The 18,235-nt window shown below is 72.5% G+C and carries 14 protein-coding genes and 1 pseudogene; 6 read left to right on the forward strand and 9 right to left on the reverse strand.

Annotation, left to right across the window (positions count from 1 at the left end):
• The first annotated feature begins 71 nt into the window (after positions 1-71).
• Together ACZ52J_RS08245 and ACZ52J_RS08250 are read left to right on the forward strand one after the other, a co-directional pair.
• Positions 72-812 (forward strand): aggregation-promoting factor C-terminal-like domain-containing protein, encoded by a 741-nt coding sequence (locus ACZ52J_RS08245; protein WP_465616792.1) that lies wholly within the window; start codon positions 72-74, stop codon positions 810-812.
• A 529-nt stretch (positions 813-1,341) separates the two neighbouring features.
• Positions 1,342-2,877, forward strand: coding sequence for an AI-2E family transporter (locus tag ACZ52J_RS08250; RefSeq protein WP_465616794.1), 1,536 nt, complete (start codon positions 1,342-1,344; stop codon positions 2,875-2,877).
• Positions 2,878-2,966: 89 nt separating this feature from the next.
• Here the strand turns inward: ACZ52J_RS08250 and ACZ52J_RS08255 are convergent, their stop codons facing one another.
• Positions 2,967-3,509 carry an alkyl hydroperoxide reductase gene (locus ACZ52J_RS08255; RefSeq protein WP_360506514.1) on the reverse strand — a complete coding sequence of 181 codons (543 nt, stop codon included), beginning with the start codon at positions 3,507-3,509 and terminating at the stop codon, positions 2,967-2,969.
• Between the two features lie 3 nt (positions 3,510-3,512).
• Positions 3,513-4,064, reverse strand: a complete 552-nt coding sequence (locus ACZ52J_RS08260; RefSeq protein ID WP_360506517.1) for a peroxiredoxin — start codon at positions 4,062-4,064, stop codon at positions 3,513-3,515.
• 191 nt (positions 4,065-4,255) lie between these two features.
• Here ACZ52J_RS08260 and ACZ52J_RS08265 point away from each other — a divergent pair, with 191 nt between their 5' ends.
• Entirely contained in the window at positions 4,256-5,206 is a 951-nt protein-coding gene (locus ACZ52J_RS08265; RefSeq protein ID WP_360506520.1) for a LysR substrate-binding domain-containing protein, read from the forward strand.
• Here the strand turns inward: ACZ52J_RS08265 and ACZ52J_RS08270 are convergent.
• Complete coding sequence (locus ACZ52J_RS08270) at positions 5,203-5,823, reverse strand: TetR/AcrR family transcriptional regulator (RefSeq protein ID WP_360506523.1); 621 nt, start codon at positions 5,821-5,823, stop codon at positions 5,203-5,205. The two genes, ACZ52J_RS08265 and ACZ52J_RS08270, sit on opposite strands and share 4 nt — an antisense overlap.
• 137 nt (positions 5,824-5,960) lie before the next feature.
• On the opposite strand from ACZ52J_RS08270, the gene ACZ52J_RS08275 reads away from it, so the two are divergent.
• Entirely contained in the window at positions 5,961-8,156 is a 2,196-nt protein-coding gene (locus ACZ52J_RS08275) for an MMPL family transporter (protein WP_465616797.1), read from the forward strand.
• Between the two features lie 18 nt (positions 8,157-8,174).
• Here the strand turns inward: ACZ52J_RS08275 and ACZ52J_RS08280 are convergent, their stop codons facing one another.
• From ACZ52J_RS08280 to ACZ52J_RS08290, 3 genes are all read right to left on the reverse strand, one after another.
• Entirely contained in the window at positions 8,175-10,019 is a 1,845-nt protein-coding gene (locus tag ACZ52J_RS08280) for an ATP-binding SpoIIE family protein phosphatase (protein WP_360506528.1), read from the reverse strand.
• Positions 10,020-10,074: 55 nt separating this feature from the next.
• A complete protein-coding gene (locus ACZ52J_RS08285) occupies positions 10,075-10,746 on the reverse strand; it encodes a class I SAM-dependent methyltransferase (RefSeq protein WP_465616899.1) in 672 nt (223 codons plus the stop codon).
• Positions 10,747-11,321: 575 nt separating this feature from the next.
• Positions 11,322-14,282, reverse strand: coding sequence for an AfsR/SARP family transcriptional regulator (locus tag ACZ52J_RS08290; RefSeq protein ID WP_465616799.1), 2,961 nt, complete (start codon positions 14,280-14,282; stop codon positions 11,322-11,324).
• A gap of 214 nt (positions 14,283-14,496) precedes the next feature.
• Between ACZ52J_RS08290 and ACZ52J_RS08295 the strand changes: the two genes are divergently transcribed.
• Entirely contained in the window at positions 14,497-14,781 is a 285-nt protein-coding gene (locus ACZ52J_RS08295) for a hypothetical protein (RefSeq protein ID WP_465616801.1), read from the forward strand.
• 255 nt (positions 14,782-15,036) lie between these two features.
• On the opposite strand, the gene ACZ52J_RS08300 is transcribed toward ACZ52J_RS08295, so the two are convergent.
• On the reverse strand, positions 15,037-15,237 hold the full coding sequence (locus ACZ52J_RS08300; RefSeq protein ID WP_360506536.1) for a hypothetical protein: 201 nt from the start codon (positions 15,235-15,237) through the stop codon (positions 15,037-15,039).
• Between the two features lie 137 nt (positions 15,238-15,374).
• Between ACZ52J_RS08300 and ACZ52J_RS08305 the strand changes: the two genes are divergently transcribed.
• Complete coding sequence (locus ACZ52J_RS08305) at positions 15,375-16,133, forward strand: GntR family transcriptional regulator (RefSeq protein ID WP_360506538.1); 759 nt, start codon at positions 15,375-15,377, stop codon at positions 16,131-16,133.
• A gap of 25 nt (positions 16,134-16,158) precedes the next feature.
• Here ACZ52J_RS08305 and ACZ52J_RS08310 read toward each other — a convergent pair.
• Positions 16,159-16,224 (reverse strand): annotated as a pseudogene (locus ACZ52J_RS08310) (Txe/YoeB family addiction module toxin); the annotation flags it as partial.
• 99 nt (positions 16,225-16,323) lie between these two features.
• Positions 16,324-17,991, reverse strand: coding sequence for a fumarate hydratase (locus tag ACZ52J_RS08315; protein ID WP_360506547.1), 1,668 nt, complete (start codon positions 17,989-17,991; stop codon positions 16,324-16,326).
• Positions 17,992-18,235 lie beyond the last annotated feature (244 nt).

Raw genomic sequence — 18,235 nt, forward strand, 5'->3', positions numbered from 1 at the left:
TGCGGAGGTCCGTGCCAAGGGGCATGTTGCGTCCGCACGGTCACGCGTGGGCGATGCTGGAAGGAATCCATGTGACTCGGATCTCGGTCCGGGGAGTTGCTGTGGCCTCCGCCACCGCCGTCACCGCTGTCGGTGCCGTCGTGGGCATGGCCTCGGGCAGCGAGGGCAAGACCATGCAGACGGTCGACGTCGCCGGTGCGACCCTGCTTGCCGAAGTCCCCTCTGGCGCCCAGGCGCAGACCATCAGTGACAACATCGGCCAGCAGGCATCCGCCCAGCAGGCCTCCGCCGACGCGGCTGCCAAGGTCGCCGCGGAGCAGAAGGCCGCCGAGGAGGCCGCGCGCCAGCAGGCCGCCGCGGACGCCCAGGCAAAGGCCGACGCCCAGGCCAAGGCCGACGCGGACAAGGCCGCCAAGGCCGCCGACGACCAGCGCAAGGCCGCCGAGGCCGCGAACCGGTCGAAGGCCCGGTCGGCGATGACCGCCGTCGACGACAGCACGCCCCCCCCGGTCTCGGTCAGCCCCGGCTCGGTCCAGGACGTGGCCCGGCAGATCGTCGGCGACGACGCCCAGTTCCAGTGCTTCAGCCAGATCGTGAAGCGCGAGAGCGGCTGGGACTACACCGCGACCAACAAGAGCTCCGGTGCGTACGGCCTGGTCCAGGCGCTGCCCGGCACCAAGATGGCCTCGGCCGGTGCCGACTGGCGCACCAACCCGGCCACCCAGATCAAGTGGGGCCTCAGCTACATGAACAGCCGCTACGGCAGCCCCTGCGGCGCCTGGTCGTTCTGGCAGGCCCACAACTGGTACTAGGAGCGGCAGCCGCTCCGGCGGCGCACTCCGTACGGCCCCCGGCCGCTCGCCCTTCCCGGGCGGGCGACCGGGGGCCGTCGCTTTTCGGGGCGCCGGTTCCGGGGCGCCGGTTCCGGGGGTGTCGACGTTCGGCCGGGCCGGGAAAAGGCGAACCGCGCCGCCCGGGCTGCGCTGACCAGTGCGCTCTCGGGCGGTGCGGTCCTGGGTGCGGACGCGGGGCGCGGGAAGGGGTCCTGGTTGCTTCCCGCACCGGCCGGTCCGCCGGCGGTTGGCTGTCGGCTGCCCTCCGGAGGTGTGGCCTCCGGGTCTCGTCGGGTCTTGTCCCGACTCCTCCCCAGCGAAATGGGTCCGAAACCACCTGGAACAGGGCGATTTGTCCATGTTCTCGGGGTGAGGTGTTCGAGTCGAACCCACCGGCGGCCGGACTCGCCGCACCCTCGCCGGGTAGCGTCATCCCTTGACGGCCGCGGCAGGACCGCGGCGTACCGCCGGGCACGGCGGACCGGGCAGGGGATCGGTGGTAGCGAGGATGGCGCGGGGCGGAAAGGCCTTCAAGGCCGTGGCCAAGGGCATGGCCGTGGTGGCGAGCGCGGCCGCCGTGATCGAACGGCGCCGACGCGCCGCGATGGCGGCGGACCCGCATGAACTCGCCGTCCCCGCGCTCGCCGAGGGACCTGCACTCGCCGCGGGACCTGCACTCACCGAAGGGCACGGGCCCGCCGTCGTCGAGGCGCCCGGCCCGGTGCCGGTGCCCCGGACCGATCCCGCCCCGCCGCCGGCGGGGCCGACGGGCACCGCGGTCGCCGCGGCCCCCGCGCCCGCCACCCCGGCCCCGGCCGCACCCGCCGCGCACGCGGGCCTCGGCCGCGAGTACCACCCCGGCCGGCCCGCCACCCCCGCCGAGGCGGTGCCGTGGGGGCTGCGGGTGGCCGCCGAGTCGACCTGGCGGCTGCTGCTGCTCGGCGCCGCGCTCTACGTCGTCTTCTACGTGGTCGACATGCTGCGGCTGGTCGCCTTCTCGGTGCTCGCCTCGCTGCTGATCGCCGCGCTGCTGGAGCCCTCGGTGTCCTGGCTGCGCCGGCGCGGGGCGCCGCGCTCGCTGGCGGCGGGCGGGGTGTTCCTGAGCGGTCTGGCCGGGATCGGACTGGTCGGCTGGTTCGTGGTCTGGCAGGTGAGCACCAACCTGCCGGACGTCACCGCCCAGGTCAAAGACGGCGTCAACCAGCTCCGGGACTGGCTGATCACCGGGCCGCTGCACCTGACCCAGCAGCAGATCAAGGACTTCGCCGACCAGATCACCAAGGCGATCACCACCAACACCGATCAGCTCACCTCGGCCTCGATCACCGGCGCGCAGATCGCCGTCGAGGTGCTGACCGCGCTGCTGATGACCTTCTTCACCACCTTCTTCCTCCTCTACGACGGCGAGCGGATCTGGAACTGGGCGCTGCGCGGGCTGCCCCGGCACTCCCGCTTCGCGATGGCCGGCGCCGGCCCGAAGGCCTGGGCGACGCTCACCGCCTACGTGCGCGGCACCGTCTGCGTGGCCTTCATCGATGCGGTCTGCATCGGCACCGGCATCGAACTGCTGGGCGTGCCGCTGGCCACGCCGCTGGCCGTGATCATCTTCCTGGGCGCCTTCGTCCCGCTGGTCGGCGCGTTGGTCACCGGCACCGTCGCGGTGCTGATCGCCCTGGTCACCCAGGGGCCGTGGACGGCGCTGATGGTGCTGGTGGTGCTGATCGCGGTGATGCAGGTGGAGAGCCACATCCTGCAGCCGCTGATCCTCGGCCGGGCGGTCCGGGTGCACCCGCTGGGCGTGGTCCTCGGCGTCGCGGCGGGCGGCATCATCGGTGGCATCGGCGGCGCGGTCGTCGCCGTCCCGCTGATCGCCGTCACCAACACCGTGATCACCCACTTGCGCCGCCGCAACGAGGCCGGCCAGGCCGTCTTCACCGCCCTCGAAGCCGCCCGCGAAGCCGCCGCCGCCCGCGAAGCCGCCCAGCACACCGCCGCCGCCCACCCGGCCCCACCCGCCCAGCCGGCCCGGCCCGCCACGGACTGAGCGCGCCTCGGCGCCGGAGGGCCGGAAACGGCGGCGGGCCCCTCGCGGACGTGGTGTCCGGGAGGGGCCCGCGCGGGGTGCCGGGTGGGTCAGGCGGTGACGGCGGCGAGGGCGGCCTCGGAGTCGAGGACGCCGGCCACGGCCTGCAGGACGGCGGCGATCTTCATCGAGGCCTGGACGACCTCACGCTCGACGCCGGCCTTGCGCAGGACGGCCTCGTGCGAGTCGAGGCACTGGCCGCAGCCGTTGATGGCCGAGACGGCGAAGCACCAGAGCTCGAAGTCGACCTTCTCGACGCCCGGGGTGCCGATGATGTTCATCCGCAGACCGGCCCGCATCGTGCTGTACTCCTTGTCGGAGAGCAGGTGCAGCGTCCGGTAGTAGACGTTGTTCATCCCCATGATCGCGGCCGCGCCCTTGGCGGCGGTGTACGCCTCGGGGGAGAGGTTGGCCTTGGCCTCGGGCTCCAGCGCGCGCAGCAGACCGGGGCTGCGGGTGGCCATCGCGCAGGACAGCACGGTGCCCCAGAGCTGCTGGGCGGGGAGGTCGGAGTTGCCGATGACCGAGCCCAGGTTGAGCTTGAGGTCCTTGGCGTAGTCCGGGAGGGCGGCCTTCAGGTCGTCGAGGGCCATGGATCAGCCCGCCAGCAGGGCCTGGGCGTCGAGGGTGTCCTCGCCCTTGGTCCAGTTGCACGGGCACAGCTCGTCGGTCTGCAGGGCGTCCAGCACCCGCAGGACCTCCTTGGGGTTACGGCCGACGGAACCGGCGGTCACCATGACGAACTGGATCTCGTTGTTCGGGTCGACGATGAAGACGGCGCGCTGGGCGGTGCCGTCCTCGCCCTCGACGCCGCAGTCGCGCATCAGGTCGTGCTTGACGTCGGCCAGCATCGGGAAGGGCAGGTCGCGCAGGTCCTTGTGGTCCTTGCGCCAGGCGTGGTGCACGAACTCGGAGTCGCCGGAGACGCCGAGGATCTGGGCGTCGCGGTCGGCGAACTCCTCGTTCAGCTTGCCGAACGCGGCGATCTCGGTCGGACAGACGAAGGTGAAGTCCATCGGCCAGAAGAAGACGACCTTCCACTTGCCCTCGTAGGACTTGTGGTTGATGTCAGCGAAGGCGTTCGCGGCGTCCAGGTCGACACAGGCCTTGAGGTCGAACTCGGGGAACTTGTCACCGATCGTGAGCACGTTCGCTTCTCCTGAAGTGAGATGAGGGGAGCTTTGTCCGGATTCCGGACACGCATCACAATTCCACATCGTGGACTGATCGGAGAAATAGCTACACTGGATGTGTCTGATCGGAGATTGTTATCAGTACCGAATCCCCCACGTCGCGGCCGGGCTCCCGGCGGGGCGCCGCCGCCAAGGCCGACCCGACTGTGACGAGCGCCACGGCCCGCAGTCCCCGCAGCCCGACCATCGCCCAGCTGCGGGCCTTCGTCGCGGTGGCCGAGCACCGGCACTTCCGGGAGGCCGCCGCCGCGACCGGGACCAGCCAGCCGGCGCTGTCCGGGGCGGTCGCGGCGCTGGAGGAGTCGCTGGGCGCGCAGTTGGTCGAGCGTACGACACGCAGGGTGATTATCACCCCGCTGGGGGAACGCGTGCACCAGCACGCCCGCCGGGTGCTCGCCTCGCTGCAGGTCCTCACCGAGGAGGTCGAGGCCGCCCGCCGCCCGTTCACCGGGCCGCTGCACCTGGGCGTCATCCCGACCGTCGCGCCCTACCTGCTGCCCATCGTGCTGCGGCTGGTCCGCGATCGCTTCCCCGAGCTGGAACTTCACGTCCACGAGGAACGCACCCCGTCGCTGCTGGAGGGCCTGGCCGCCGGGCGCCTGGACGTCCTGCTGCTCGCGCTGCCGGCCGGCGGCACCTCGCCGACCCTGGACATCCCGCTGTTCGACGAGGACTTCGTCCTGATCACCCCGCCCGGCCACCCGCTCGCCGGGCGGATCGACGTCCCCCGCGACGTCCTGCTCGACCTGGACGTGCTGCTGCTGGAGGAGGGTCACTGCCTGCGCGACCAGGCGCTGGACATCTGCCGTGAGGTCGGCGCGGACCCGGCGGGCTCGACCACCCGCGCGGCCGGTCTGTCCACCCTGGTCCAGCTCGTCGCCGGCGGCCTCGGGGTGACCCTGCTGCCCGCCACCGCGCTGGACGTCGAGGCCGGTCGCGCCGACCGGCTGGCCGCCGTCCGCTTCGCCGCCCCGGCGCCCGGCCGCCGGATCGGGCTGGCCGTCCGCCCGGGCTCGGCCCGCGGCGCCGAGTACGGGCGCTTCGCGGCCGCGCTGCGCGAGGTGCTGGCCGAACTGCCGGTCCGGATCGTCTCCTAGCGGGCGGGCGTGCCCAGGCAGAGCCCGACCGTGGTGGCCACCAGCAGGTCCAGCGCCCGCAGGGTGTCCGGGCCGGGCTGCTCGCCGGGGGCGCGCAGCGACAGGTAACGGTCGGTCAGGCCGTGGAAGCCGGTCAGGAAGTGGACGGCGATCTCCTCGGCGGGCACGGGGAGCCGCAGGCCGTGTGCCTCGGCGAGCGCGGTGATCATCTCGACCGCGGTGCCCTCGGTCTCGTACTGCAGGGCCCGCATGATCTCCTGCAGGTCGGGGTCGCGCATCGCCAGCGCCGCGAACTCGCTCAGCAGCATGCAGCGCCCGTCCTCGCCGGTGGAGCTCTCCCACAGGGCGTGGACCAGTGCCCCGACCTGCTCGCCGAAGGGGCCGTCGCCCGGGGAGGCGGCGCGGACGGAGCCGATGAACTCGGCGGTCAGCTGCTCGATGACGGCCCGGTAGAGGTCCTTCTTGGTGCCGAAGGTGTAGTGCACCGTCGCCTGTGCCACGCCCAGCTCGGCCGCGATCGCCCGGGTGCTGCCGGCGGCGATCCCCTCCCGGGCCATCAGGTCGATGGCGGCCTGGACCAGCTGCGGGCGGCGTTCGGAGGCGGGGACATGAGCCATTGGGCCAGGGTATCGCCACGGTCGAGCAACTGTGTCGAGCAATCCTGTCACTCGCTCCTGTCGGCCGACTTTGTCACCCGACAAACTTGAGCGTACGGTGGAACGCGACCTGCCCTGACCGACCCGAGGGACCGCCCATGGCCACGTACCTGTACCGACTGGGCCGCTTCTGCTTCCGGCGCCGGCGCGCCGTCCTGGCCGTCTGGATCGCCGTCCTGATCGCGATCGGCGGGGCCGCCGGCGCCTTCGCCGGCAAGACCAGCGACGAGTTCACGGTGCCCGGCACCGAGGCGCAGAGCACCCTGGACCGGATCAAGGACACCTTCCCGGTGCAGGGCCACGGCTCCGCCCAGGTCGTCTTCGCCGCCCCGGCACCCGGCGGCGCCACCACGCCCGAGGCGGCCGAGGCGATCGGCGCGGCCGTCGGCCGGATCGCCCACGTCCCCGGCGTGGCCACGGTGCCCGACCCGTACGCCACCGGCGCCGTCTCGCCGGACCGGCGGGTCGCGATCGCCCTGGTCTCCTTCGACCGCAAGCTCGCCGACGTCACCGACCGGCAGCGCGACGCGGTCAAGGCCGCCGCCGAACCGGCCCGCGCCGCCGGGCTGGAGGTGGCCTTCGGCGGCGACGCGTTCAACAGGTTCGCCCAGATCGAAGGCGGCTCCGAGTCGATCGGCCTGGTGGTCGCCGGGGCGGTGCTGGTGATCACCCTGGGCACGCTGGTCGCGGCCGGGCTGCCGCTGCTGACCGCGCTGGTCGGCGTCGGCGTGGCGATGGCCGGACTGCTGGCGCTCACCGGCTCGTTCCGGATCATCACCACCGCGCCGGTGCTCGCCCTGATGGTCGGCCTCGCGGTCGGCATCGACTACGCGCTGTTCATCCTGTTCCGCCACCGCCGCCACCTGGACGAGGGACTGGAGCCGGAGGAGGCCGCCGCCCGTGCCACCGCGACCGCCGGCAGCGCCGTCGTCTTCGCCGGCCTGACCGTGGTCGTCGCGCTCGCCGGACTCGCCGTCGCGGGCGTCCCGTTCCTCACCGTGATGGGCCTGGCCGCCTCCGGGGCCGTCGTGGTGGCCGTCCTGGTCGCGATCACGCTGCTGCCCGCCGTGCTGGGCTTCGTCGGCCGCGCGATCGACCGGCTGCCCGTCTGGAAGCGGGCCCTGCACACCACCGGCAGGACCACCATGGGCGAGCGCTGGGCCCGCTTCGTGGTCCGCCGCCCGCTGCCCGTCCTGCTCGTCGGCCTGGCCGGGCTGGGCGCCATGGCGGTGCCCGCGGCGAGCCTGAACCTCGGCCTGCCGGGCGGCGGCTCGCAAGCCGTCGGGACGGACGCCCGCACGGCGTACGACCTGGTCAGCGGCGGCTTCGGGCCGGGCTTCAACGCGCCGCTCGTGGTGGTCGTGGACGCCAACGGGGCGCCGCGGCCCGAGCAGGCGGTGCAGGAGGTGGCGGGCAGGCTGCAGACCCTGAAGGGCGTTCAGACGCTGCTGCCGCCACAGGTCGACCGGAGCGGCCGGACCGCCCTGGTGCCCGTCATCCCGCGGACCGGCCCGGACCACGAGGACACCAGGGCGCTGGTCAACGAGATCCGCGACCAGCGCGCCGAGTTGAAGGCCGCCACCGGCGCGGACATCGCCGTCACCGGCACCACCGCCGCCAACATCGACGTCTCCGCCAAACTCGGCCAGGCCCTGCCACCGTTCGTCGCGGTGATCGTCGGCATCGCGCTGGCGCTGCTCGCCCTGGCCTTCCGCTCGGTGCTCGTGCCGCTCAAGGCGGTGCTGGGCTTCCTGCTCAGCATCGGGGCCTCGCTCGGCGCGGTGGTCGCGGTCTACCAGTGGGGCTGGCTGGACGGCCTGATCGACGTGCCGAAGGTCGGTCCGGTGGTCAGCTTCGTGCCGATCCTGCTGATCGGGGTGCTGTTCGGGCTGGCGATGGACTACGAGCTGTTCCTGGTCTCCGGGATGAAGGAGCAGCACGTCCACGGCACGGCGCCGCGCGAGGCGGTCGTGGGCGGGGTCAAGGGCGGCGCCCGGGTGGTGACGGCGGCCGCGCTGATCATGATCTCGGTGTTCGGTGCCTTCGTCTTCGGCCACGACCCGATCGTCCAGCCGATCGGCTTCGCCCTCGCGGTGGGCGTCCTGGTGGACGCCTTCGTGGTGCGGATGGCGCTGGTGCCGGCCGCGATGGCGCTGTTCGGCAAGGCCGCCTGGTGGTTCCCGAAGTCGCTGGAGAAGGTCGTGCCGAAGGTGGACATGGAGGGCGAGCAGCTGATCGCGCGGCTGGCGGAGCAGCCGGCGAAGGAGCCGGGGAAGGAGCCGGCCGGGGTCTGACACCCCGGTTCGGGGCGCCTACGGCTGCGGCAGCCGCTGCTCGAACCAGACCACCTTGCCGGTGCCCAGCCGGGTCGCGCCCCAGCGGTCCGCGCACCGGGCCACTATCTGCAGGCCGCGCCCGCGTTCGTCGTCCGGCCCGGCACGGCGGGGGCGCGGCAGCAGCGGGCTGTCGTCGCCGACCTCGCACCGCAGCCGGGTGGTGCGCACCAGGCTCAGGGTGACCGGCCGGGTCGCGTGCTGGACGGCGTTGGTCACCAGCTCGCTGACCATCAGCTCGGTCGCCTCGCTGAGCTCGTCCAGCCCCCAGCGGCGCAGGGTGTGCGCGACCAGCCGGCGGGCCCGGCCCGGCGTCTCGTTGCGCGGCTGCAGGTACCAGTGCGCGACGTCCCCGGCCGGGATGCCGTCGAAGCAGGCGCCGAGCAGGGCGATGTCGTCGCCGCGGTCGCCGGGCGGCAGGATCCGCAGCGCCTCCTGGCACAGCTGCTCGGGGGACTGCCAGCGGGCGGCGGCGATCCGGGCGCGCAGCACCTCCAGGCCGTCGCTGATCGGGCGGCTGCGGGTCTCCACCAGGCCGTCGGTGAACAGCAGCAGGGCCGAGCCGGGCGGCGCGGGCAGTTCGACCGAGTTGAAGTCCACCCCGCCGACCCCGATCGGCGCCCCGGAGTCCAGCTCCACCAGCTCGGCGGTCCCGTCCGGGCGGACCAGCACCGGCGGGACGTGTCCGGCGTTGGCCAGCACCACCCGGTTGGCGATCGGGTCGTAGACCGCGTACACGCAGGTGGCCAGGTGCTGTTCGCGGCCGAGCCGCTGGGCCTGCTCGTCCAGGTGGTAGAGCACCTCGTGCGGCGGCAGGTCGAGGGCGGCCAAGGTCTGGGCGCTGGTGCGCAGTTGGCCCATGATGGCGGCCGAGGTGAGCGAGTGGCCCATCACGTCGCCGACGATCAGGGCGACCCGGTTGCCGGGCAGCGGGACGGCGTCGTACCAGTCGCCGCCGACCTGCGCGCCGCGCTCGCCGGGCAGGTAGCGCTGGGCGAGCCGGACGCCGTGCGGCTGCGGCAGGCGCAACGGCAGCATGCTGCGCTGGAGTTCGTTGGCTATCTCCCACTCGCGGGCGTACCGCAGGGCGGTGTCCACGGCCAGCCCGGCCTGGGTGGCGAGGTGCGTCGCGGTCGCCGTGTCCGCGGCGTCGAAAGCCGGGCGGCCGGTGCGTTCAGGAGGACGGCGGATCAGCACCAGCAGCCCGAGGACGGCCTTGCGGCCGCGCAGCGGCAGAGCGAGGACGGAGGTGCCCGCGGCCAGCCGGGCCACCCCACGGGTGCCGTACAGCTCGCGCAGCAGCACCTCGGTGCGCTCGGCGCCGGGCGTGCCGAGGACGGCCACTTCGGCGGGACGGCGGCTCAGCAGGGCGTGCGCGAGCGCCCCGCCGCGGGTCACCGGGGTGGCCGGGCCGCTGTCGGCGGTCGAGCGGGCGCCGTAGCGGGAGCGGCGCCGGTCGTCGAAGCCGCCCGGGCGGCCGCGGCGGCCGATCCGGGTGCCGGTGCTGTGGTGGATCCGCAACTCCTCCGGAAAACCGGGTTCGCGCTCGACGTTGGGCAGCGGGTCGCGCAGGTGGACCACGGCGGCGTCGGCCAGCGTCGGGACCAGTACCCGGCCGATGTTGCGCAGCGTCGCGGCCAGGTCGAGGGCGGTGTTGATCCGCCGGGTCGCCGAATCGAGGTACGCGAGGCGGTCCGCCACGTCGGCGCGCTCCGGCCGCGCGGACGGCGGCTTCGCCGGGGCCTGCCCCCGTACCGGGACCTGGCGGCGCTGGCCCGGGACGGCGGGCGGCTGCTCCGCCTCGGTCTTGAGCTGGTCGCGCACGGCTGCCTGTCCTGGATTCGGTGTGGTCGGTGGGTGTGCTGGGCCGGTCGGTCGATCAGCCGACGCGTCGACAGCACAGGAACAGCTGTTCCTCCGGCGGCAGCGAGGTACTGGCCGGCGCGTACGGATGCCCCGAGCACTCCTCGACGGCGAAGCCGGCCGCGACCAGAACCCGTTCCAGATCCTCCCTCAGATACCCACTGATCCGCAGCTCTCTGCCAAGGAACGGAAGCGGAACGTGATCCAGGTCCGCCTCGACCATACCGAGCGCCAGCAGTCCGCCCGGCCGCAGGAGTTCGCGCAGCCGCCGGAGCACGGTCGGGATCTCGTCCTGCGGCAGCAGGATCAGGGAGAAGAACGCGGTGACGGCGGCGAAGGTGCCGTGGCCGTCCGGGCCGAGTGCGGGCGCGTTCCAGACCCGGTCGGCGCGCTCGGTGGCCAGATCGTACAGGTCGATCCGATGGAACACCGGTGGGAATGCGCCGGGGAACGCCGCCTGCCGGGCGAGGGCGAGCATCACGTCGGAGAGGTCCACGGCGGTCACCCGCAGTCCGGCCCCGGTCAGCTGGCGGACGGTCGGCTCGCCGGTGCCGCAACCCACGTCCAGCACCCGGGCACCGGGTTCGAGCCCGGCGAGCAGCCGCCGGCCGCAGGCCAGCTGCCCGTCCTTCGCGGGGAAGGCCTCGCCGTACCCCGCGCCGATGGTGTCGAAGGCGACCGCCTGCAGGGCCCGGGCCGCGCGGCGTCGCCGTACCTCGGGCTCGTCGCCCCCCGCGTCCTCGCCGACGGGGAACGCGTCGGATATCTGTCCGGTCGTCACGTTGAGAGGCACCCTTCCACCCGTGGCCTCCGGTCGGCTCCTCGGCGGCCTCGCGGGCCGCTGCCGGTGGCGGTGTGTCACGCTCCCCGCAGCACGCAGACGGACTGCACCCCGGTGTGCTTCCGGCGGACACTCGTGTGCGTACTGGCATCTGAGAATATGCGTGATCACTGCGCCGTGGGGTCCCTTTCCGGCCAACTCGTCATACTTGGGTCGATGCGGCCGGGCTTGCGGAAGCACGACGGTGCGGGCCGGGGTGGTGCGCGGGGCCCCGCACGCCGCATGACGCGCCGGGGTGGCCGCGCTGACCTGCGGTTTCTCCGGACCGCAGGCCGACAATCGGGCGTTTATCGAACGTCAATCGGCCCGGCGCACACTGGAGTCCAGCGCCGGGGAAGCGTTGAGGGCGCTCCCGCAGCCGGGGGGCTGCGGGAGCGCCGACGCGCGGAACGGGGGAGGTTCTCCGTGGGGGAACGGAGGCCTTACGGCGCGGGGGGAGAGAAGGGCTCGGTGTGCTGTCGGGCGATGAGGTCCGCCACGGGGGAGGCCTCGGGCACACCGAGCCGCGTGAAGATCACATGGGCCTCCTGGAGGCACGCGAGCCCGCGCGCGGGTTGGGCCAGGGCCAGCAACGCCTCGCCCAGCGCGGCGTTGGCCAGGCCCTGGCAGAAGGCGGAGTCCATCGCCTGCCCGATCGCGAGCGATTCGCCGGCCGCCTCGGCGGCCTCGGTGTGCTGCGCGGAGGCGAGCAGGGCCGAGGCGAGCCGGGCCAGGGTGTAGCCCTCCCAGAGGGGATTGCGCTGGGACTGGTAGAGCCGGTGGGCCTCGCGCAGGTGGGGGATGGCTTCGGCGGTGGAGAGCACCACGCCGAGCTGGTAGAGGGTCTGGGCGAGCAGCGGGCCGTTCTTCGACGCCCGAGCGGCGGCGACACCGTCGCCGGCGGACTTGATCGCCGTCTCGGTCATGCCGAGCCGGTGCTGCACCCGGGCCATGTTGCTGACGATCCGCGCTTCGGCCTTCGGTGCGCCGACGGCCTGGCTGGTGGCCCGGGCCTGCTCCAGGAAGGGCAGTGCCTCGGCCGGGCGGTTGCCCACGCTCAGGATCACGCCCAGCATGTTGGCCGTGGCCAGGAGTAGGACGGTCGGCTCGTTCGGCGCCTGGTGGTCCAGGCTCCGGCGGAAGGACTGCTCGGAGCCCTGGAAATCACTGGTGACGGACTGCAGGGTGCCCAGGGCGAAGTACACCCGGGCGATGCCGGCCGAGTCGCCACGGTGCTGCGCGTCCTCGCCGATGGCCTCCAGGACCCGGACCGCGCGCGGTCCACGGGTCGGGTCCGGGTCGATGCTGAACAGGTAGTTCAACAGGTCGACGGCGGCACGCTGCAGGGCACCGGGACCGCTCGCGGCGGCCTCGACGGCGCTGAGCAGTAGGGCCCCTTCGGTGCCGAGCCAGTCCTGGGCGGCTTGACTCGTCGGCAGGTCGAGTCCCGGCGAGGAGGGGGCGGTCAGCAGTTCGGGCAGTGCGTCGTCAGGCTCGATGACCAGGGCCGCGTTGCGTACGGTCGGGATCAGCAGGTCGAGCAGCCGCAGCACCGCCCGCTCCTGCTCCCCTGCGTCCCCGATCCGTTCGTTCTGCCGCTGCGCGTAGAGCCGGAGCAGGTCGTGGTAGCGGTAGCGGCCGGGGGTGAAGCACTCCAGCATGTTCGCCTCGACCAGCGCCTCGGCGAGGTCCTCGGCGGTGTACTCGTCCACGCCGAGCAACGCCGCGGCGGCCGCCAGCGGGATGTCGGGGGAGTCGATCAGGGCGAGGAGCCGAAAGGCGCGGGCCTCGTCCACGGACAGCTGTCCGTAGCCGAGGCCGATGGTGGTCTCCACGGCGAGGTTGCCGAGCTGGAGTTCGTCCAACCGGCGTCGCTGGTCGGCTAACCGACTGGCCAGGTCGGAGACGCTCCAGCGCGGGCGGCTGGCCAGCCGGGCGGCGGCGATGCGGACGGCCAGCGGCAGGAAGCCGCAGGCGGTGACCACCTTCATGGCGGCTTCCGGCTCGGCGGCGACCCGTTGCTCGCCGACGATGGCCGAGAACAGCGCCAACGCCTCGGCCGGGGTCAGCTCCTCGACGTCGAACAGCTGCGCGCCGGGGATGCCGGCCAGCCGGGACCGGCTGGTGGCGAGCACGGCGCAGCCGGAGACGCCGGGGATGAGGGGCTGGATCTGTTCGGCGTCGCGCGCGTTGTCGAGCAGGATGAGCATCCGCCGGTTGGCGAGCAGCGAGCGGTACAGGGCGGCGCGCTGTTCGAGCGAGTCCGGGTTCTCGGTGACGCCGAGCGCGTGCAGGAAGTCGCCCAGGACGACCACCGGGTCGGCCGGGGAGGCACCGGCTCCGCGCAGGTCGACGTACAGCTGACCGTCCGGGAACTCGGCGCGGACGCGGTGGGCGACGTGCACCGCCAGCGTGGTCTTCCCGACACCGCCGATACCGGCCAGCGAGGTGACCACCACGGCCTGGCCGGTGGCGCTCATCAGGACTGTCGAGAGGTCGCCCACCAGCTCCGAACGTCCGCTGAAGTCCGAGACGTCGGCCGGGAGTTGGGCCGGTGCCGGGGGTGCGGCCGGGCCGTCCTCGCGGGCGGCGATGGCAGCCGCGGCCGGGAGGGCGAGCGCCGGGTCGGCGGCGAGGATGCGATTGTGCATCGCGGACAGGCCGGTGCCGGGTTCGACTCCGAGCTCCTCGATCAGGAGCTTGCGGGTGTCGGTGTAGACGCCGAGCGCCTCGGCCTGACGTCCGCAGCGGTACAGGGCCAGCATCAGCAGCTCGCGCAGGCGTTCGCGCAGCGGGTACTCGGCCGTCAGGCTGTTGAGCTCGCCGACGATCTCGGCGTGCAGGCCGACGTCGAGGGCAGCGGCGCACAGCTCCTCGGCGGCGGCCACCTGGCGCTCGGCGAGCCGCAGCCGTTGGGCGTCGGCGTAGGGGCCGGGGATGCCGGTGAGCGGACGGCCGCTGAACAGGTCCAGTGCCTGGACCAGCAGCCGGTGCGCCTCGTGCTGGTCGCCGGCGGTCCGGGCGGCCGCGGCCTCGGCGGAGAGCCGTTCGAAGACCGCCAGGTCGAGGGACTCGCCCGGGATGCGCAGCGCGTAGCCGTCGGCGACCGAGACCAGCAGCTCGGCGGGTCGGCGCACCTCGCGCCGGGGCTCGATGACGGAGCGCAGGCGGGAGACGTAGGTGCGGAGCGCGGCCACCGCCTGGGTGGGGGGCCGCTCGCCCCAGAGCGCGTCGACCAGGCCCTGTGTGGTGACCGGGCGTCCGGAGTGCAGCAGAAGGGTGGTCAGAACGGCCTGTTGCTGGGGGGAGCCGAGGGAGAGGGGCTTGCCGTCGAGCCAGGCCTGGACCGGACCGAGGACTTGGAAGCGCAGCGCAGAGGTCTGCGGCGTCTCCCGAAACTCCATGAAGTCCCCCGATGGCCTGTGGTGTCGATTCCGTGAAAGGGCGCTCGGCGGTCCGCCGCGGTGCTTCAGCTTAGGCGGAGGCCCGACTCTGCCGGACGGCGGCGCAAGCCACACGATGTTTATCGGACATTTAATCAACCCTACGATACTGTCCGCGCGCCCGCGCCACGGAGGTCGGGCTGATCACATTTGATGACGGAAAGGTGGCCGCCCCATGGCCAACGACCAGAGCGAGACCCCGGCGGCGTCGGCGCCCGAGACCGCGGCGAAGACCGAGGCCCCGGCTGCCGCTGTGGAAGCGGGCAAGGCTGTCGAGGGCGCGGTGGCCGCGGTCTCGAACCCCACCGAGTACACCGGGCCGACCGACGCGCAGAAGGCCGACTTCGAGAACGGCGCGTTCGGTGACGAGGCCGAGTACGTGGTGGAGCCCACCGCATCGGACACTGGCGCGCCGGGCAAGAAGCGTGTTCCGGAGAACGTCGTCGGCGGCCACCCGTAAGCCGTTCCGGCCGAGTGCCCCCGTGCCCCCGTCCGGGCGCGGGGGCGCTGTCGGTTATGTGCACGCCAGTTCGTGTACTGGTGCGCCGGTGGCGGATTCCCGCCCCCGGTGCACACATGGTGACCGGCGTTATCCGTAACGTGCCCGGCGGCGTGCGCGGGGCGTTCCGGAATTCCGGATTCACCGGGGGGATAGCAGGGTCCGGAATGTAGCCGTTCGCACGGATTTCGCCGGAATTACCGAGGCCGAACTCATTCAGGCGGAATCGCGGGGTCCGGGAACGGGCGAGACGTGGTTCGGTTCGGCGGTCCATTCGCGGCCGCCGCCCTCGGGGCGCAGGTAGTGCTCGCCGCCGATGGTGTCCATGTAGATGCCGGTGCGTCCGGTCCTCCGGTCGAGGACGAGTTCACCCGCGTTCGGTCGGTAGGCCGAGGCGTTGCGCTGTCGGATGCTCACCGCTGTGCTCCTCGCTCCGGAAGGCGACTGGCCAACATCTCTAGAGAAGCTAATATCTCTAGAGATGTCAACGGTCGTATCTCCTTACTAGCGGCCGCGGGCGCGCCTACGATTTGTCCGAGGCAGAGGGAGCGGTGATGACCGGCAGCAGAGGCGACAAGCAGCCCAAGTACCAGCGGATCGCCGAAGCGCTGAAGGCGGCCATCGACACCGGCCTCTACCGCGCCGGCGACCGCCTGCCCGGCGAGAACGACCTCATGGACGAGTACGGCGTGGCCCGGATGACCGCCCGCCAGGCGCTGGGCGTGCTGCAGAGCGAGGGCATCGCCGAGGCGCGCCGCGGCGCCGGGGTGTTCGTCCGGGACTTCCGGCCGCTGCGCCGGCGCGGCATCCAGCGGCTGGCGCAGGGGCAGTGGGGGTCCGGCCGGTCGATATGGTCGGCGGACATCGACAACCGGTCCCTGGTGGTCGACCAGGTGTCCGTTGCCGAGCAGGGCGCGCCCGAACACGTGGCCCGGGTGCTCGGGGTGGACCCGGGCGCCCCTATGTGCGTACGGCACCGCCGCTTCGTCCTGGACGGCAAGCCGGTGCTGCTCTCCACCTCCTACCTGCCCGCCGTCCTGGTCGCCGGCACCCCCATCACCCGCGAGGACACCGGCCCGGGCGGCACCTACGCCCGGCTGGCCGAGATCGGCGCCAAGCCCGTGCACTTCCGCGAGGAGGTCCGCTCCCGGATGCCCAGCGGGGAGGAGGCCACCCGCCTGGAACTGTCCGCCGGCACCCCGGTGATCCTGATCTGCCGCACCGCCTTCGCCGACGAGGGCCAGGTCGTCGAACTCAACGAGATGATCCTGGACGCCGCCTCCTACGTCCTGGAATACGACTTCGACGCCTGAGCGGCGCCGGACCGGTCGGTGCCTGTCACCCGTAGTGGTAGCGAGCCTTGAGGATCTTCACTTCCTTCTCGTCGGCGCGGTACACCAGCCTGTGCGCGAGTTGTCAGTACCGGGTGCCACGCGACAGCCACACGAAAACCGCCCCGGTCGCGGTGGGTGCGACCGGGGCGGTGGGTGGAACCGGGTGTGGCTACTCCTTGGAGCGGACGCGGAGGTTGGTGATCAGCGGGCCCTCGGTGGTCTCGCGGAAGAAGTCGTTGCCCTTGTCGTCCACCACGATGAACGCGGGGAAGTCCTCGACCTCGATGCGCCAGACGGCCTCCATGCCGAGCTCGGCGTACTCCAGCACCTCGACCTTCTTGATGCAGTCCTGGGCGAGGCGGGCCGCGGGGCCGCCGATGGAGCCGAGGTAGAAGCCGCCGTGCTGGGCGCAGGCGTCGGTGACCTGCTTGCTGCGGTTGCCCTTGGCGAGCATGACCATGGAGCCGCCGGCCGCCTGGAACTGGTCGACGTAGGAGTCCATCCGGCCGGCCGTGGTCGGGCCGAAGGAGCCGGAGGCGTAGCCCTCGGGGGTCTTGGCCGGGCCCGCGTAGTAGACCGGGTGGTCCTGCAGGTACTTGGGCATGCCCTCGCCGGCGTCCAGGCGCTCCTTGATCTTGGCGTGGGCGATGTCGCGGGCGACGACCAGGGTGCCGGTGAGCGAGAGGCGGGTCTTCACCGGGTACTTGGAGAGCTCGGCGCGGATCGCGGACATCGGCTGGTCGAGGTCGACGCGCACCACGTCGTCGTCGAGGTGCTCGTCGGTGGTGTCCGGCAGGTACTTCGCCGGGTCGGTCTCCAGCTGCTCCAGGAAGACGCCCTCGGCGGTGATCTTGCCCAGCGCCTGGCGGTCGGCGGAGCAGGAGACGGCCATGGCGACCGGCAGCGAGGCGCCGTGGCGGGGCAGGCGCACCACGCGCACGTCGTGGCAGAAGTACTTGCCGCCGAACTGGGCGCCGATGCCGATCTTCTGGGTCAGCTCGGTGACCTTCTGCTCCAGCTCCAGGTCGCGGAAGCCGTGGCCGGTCTTGGCGTCGCCGGAGGTCGGCAGGTTGTCGAGGTAGTGCGCCGAGGCGTACTTGGCGGTCTTCAGCGCGAACTCGGCGCTGGTGCCGCCGATCACGATGGCCAGGTGGTACGGCGGGCAGGCCGCGGTGCCGAGGGAGCGGATCTTCTGCTCCAGGAACGAGAGCATGCTCGCCTCGTTCAGGATGGCCTTGGTCTCCTGGTACAGGTACGACTTGTTGGCGGAGCCGCCGCCCTTGGCCATGAAGAGGAACTTGTACGCGTCGCCGTCGGTGGCGTACAGCTCGATCTGGGCCGGCAGGTTGTTGCCGGTGTTCTTCTCGTCCCACATGGTCACCGGGGCCATCTGGGAGTAGCGCAGGTTGAGCTTGGTGTACGCGTCGTACACGCCGCGCGCGATGGCGGACTCGTCGCTGCCCGGGGTGAGCACGTTCTGGCCGCGCTTGCCCATGACGATCGCGGTGCCGGTGTCCTGGCACATCGGGAGGATGCCGCCGGCCGAGATGTTGACGTTCTTCAGCAGGTCGAGCGCGACGAAGCGGTCGTTGGGGCTGGCCTCCGGGTCGTCCAGGATGCGGCGCAGCTGGGCGAGGTGGGCCGGGCGCAGGTAGTGCGAGATGTCGTGCATCGCCTCGGCCGTGAGCAGCCGCAGGGCCTCGGGCTCGACCTGGAGGAAGGTGCGACCGCCCGCCTCGAAGGTGGAGACACCTTCGGAGGTGAGCTTGCGGTACGGGGTCGGGTCAGCGCCCAGGGGGAGCAGGTCGCTGTACTCGAAGTCTGGCGTGGGAGCCATCGGGGCGGTCCTTAGCTATCCAGTGATCCGGCTGCGTCGGCGAAGCACCATCCAGGGTAGGACCCGGTCGGAGTCGGCATGCGGACAGGTCAGCCTTGCGTGACCGGGCTCACTCGGGCTGGAGTGCGAGCGACTAGGCTGGGCCCGTGGACAACTCGCCGTCGCACGACGATCCGGGGCAGCCGGTGCCGGCGCCCGTACCGATGACCAAGTCCGAACTCGAGCCGGAGCCCAAGCGGGGATC

Source organism: Kitasatospora sp. NPDC034035, from assembly GCF_055575755.1.